Origin of the sequence: Schnuerera sp., assembly GCF_035459645.1 — a bacterium.
Lineage (GTDB): Bacteria > Bacillota > Clostridia > Tissierellales > Tepidimicrobiaceae > Schnuerera.
Genome location: NZ_DATHXO010000166.1, coordinates 1 through 1,554, shown reverse-complemented (window position 1 = coordinate 1,554; position 1,554 = coordinate 1). Strand labels below are relative to the sequence as shown.

Below are 1,554 nucleotides of genomic sequence, written 5' to 3'. Positions count from 1 at the left end.
ATAGAAGTGTTCAAGTTTACTTATGGCTTCATCGTAATTCTTTTTTGAAAAAGACTCAAAGATTGACTGTTTTACTTCAAAATCAGATATGATTTCTTTAGCCTGTTGTTCAACCTTTTTGTCTTCTATAACTGGTTTAACAACTTTGTTTTCTTTATGAGGAGCTACTTTCTGTGATTCTATAGGTTTGGTTGAATCAATAATTTGAAGTTGTTCTGCCCTATCAGCACCAGAAGTTCTTGCTATACCCCTTTTCATAATAACATCAAGAACCATATGATAAGCATCAGCAAGTTTATCATTTTCATGACCTACTCGCTCTATTTCATAATTACTAGGTTCTTTTTTCATATAAGACATTGTTCTTCTCAGAGTTTCTCTTTTCCTTTCAGCTTCCCTGCGCTGAAATTCAATATAATTCATAATATCTTGAATAGTCATTTGAGTTTCAAGATCTACAGATTTAAAGTTTTCCATTTTTGAACTGTTTAATTTCGTTAATTAATAGTCGGATTTTTTGATAAAATTATCTAATTTCTTTATCACAGATTTTAGTTCAGTCTTTATTTTTCTAGCTTGTGCTTTATTGTAACAAATTATTTTCTTTCTGTTTATCTCCATTACAATAAAATTCTCTCGTATGATGTCTATTTTTATCATAATTTTGGATTTAAGAGGTGTCTTCACCTATATAATATTCCTTTATTACTTTGTCTTTAAACATTTCTTTATCAAAAACATTTGATTTAATTAATCTAATAGTTAATCCAACTGTAATAAAAGCAGTTAATACTAAAGCTGTTATTAAGCCAGTTAATAGTTTAATTAAAGTAATATCTTTCATATAAGAATACCTATTTATATAAAATATTATCCCTACTAAGACTATACTAATAAAAGAAAATAGTATTACGAGTGTTCTTGTAACTTGTTTGTCATTATTATATACTTCTTCTATCAAAGAAGTATTGAAATGATTTTCAAAGTCTTTTTTATTAAACTTAAACTCTGGTTCTAACCATGAGAAGAAGTAAGATAATTGCGCTGCTTCTGTTACAGCACTATCTTTGAACGTTTTACAGTTTTTATACTTGATTACATCTTGTTTATCAAGTACATACTTTGTAACTTCAAAACTTTCTTTTAAAGTAGTTTCTTTTGAATCCTTATGGTTACAACTAAGGGGTACCAGAAGTACCCCTATAGTCAAAACCACAAACAAACCCCATTTCAGAATTTTTCTTTTTTTCATTTTAAATTTCTTTTAGATTAACTTCTATTACCTTACCTCCCTTGTGATTAGAGAGATCAAATATACATTCAATATTATCGTTTTTTAAACGAATAAATTGAAAATCTTTGTTTAATTTACTCAATTTTGTTAATATTTTATCTCCTGTATCAACACTGTTTTTAACAAATAGTTTTTTCTCTAAAACTACATAAAAAGATTCTAATACAGCTTCGTATTCTTTCATTGTTTGTTTAATTTAAAGAAATTACTTCTTGTTCTTACTACTTCAATCTTTTGATAATCAGCTAATTCATCAATAG

Annotated in this window: 4 protein-coding genes; all 4 read right to left on the bottom strand. The window is 26.9% G+C overall.

Annotated elements, in window-relative coordinates; genetic code table 11:
* A partial coding sequence (locus VK998_RS04090) for a hypothetical protein (RefSeq protein ID WP_325225783.1) occupies positions 1–477 on the bottom strand: 477 nt, incomplete at its 3' end.
* Between the two features lie 24 nt (positions 478–501).
* Positions 502–660 carry a hypothetical protein gene (locus VK998_RS04085; RefSeq protein WP_325225780.1) on the bottom strand — a complete coding sequence of 53 codons (159 nt, stop codon included), beginning with the start codon at positions 658–660 and terminating at the stop codon, positions 502–504.
* A gap of 10 nt (positions 661–670) precedes the next feature.
* A complete protein-coding gene (locus VK998_RS04080; RefSeq protein ID WP_325225778.1) occupies positions 671–1,252 on the bottom strand; it encodes a hypothetical protein in 582 nt (193 codons plus the stop codon).
* A gap of 1 nt (position 1,253) precedes the next feature.
* A complete protein-coding gene (locus VK998_RS04075) occupies positions 1,254–1,478 on the bottom strand; it encodes a hypothetical protein (RefSeq protein WP_325225775.1) in 225 nt (74 codons plus the stop codon).
* Positions 1,479–1,554: the final 76 nt, after the last annotated feature.

Bases quoted from the DNA above. Each gene is read 5' to 3' on its own strand.
- VK998_RS04075 (WP_325225775.1), bottom strand. From the start codon at position 1,478: ATGAAAGAATACGAAGCTGTATTAGAATCTTTTTATGTAGTTTTAGAG.
- VK998_RS04080 (WP_325225778.1), bottom strand. From the start codon at position 1,252: ATGAAAAAAAGAAAAATTCTGAAATGGGGTTTGTTTGTGGTTTTGACT.
- VK998_RS04085 (WP_325225780.1), bottom strand. From the start codon at position 660: ATGATAAAAATAGACATCATACGAGAGAATTTTATTGTAATGGAGATA.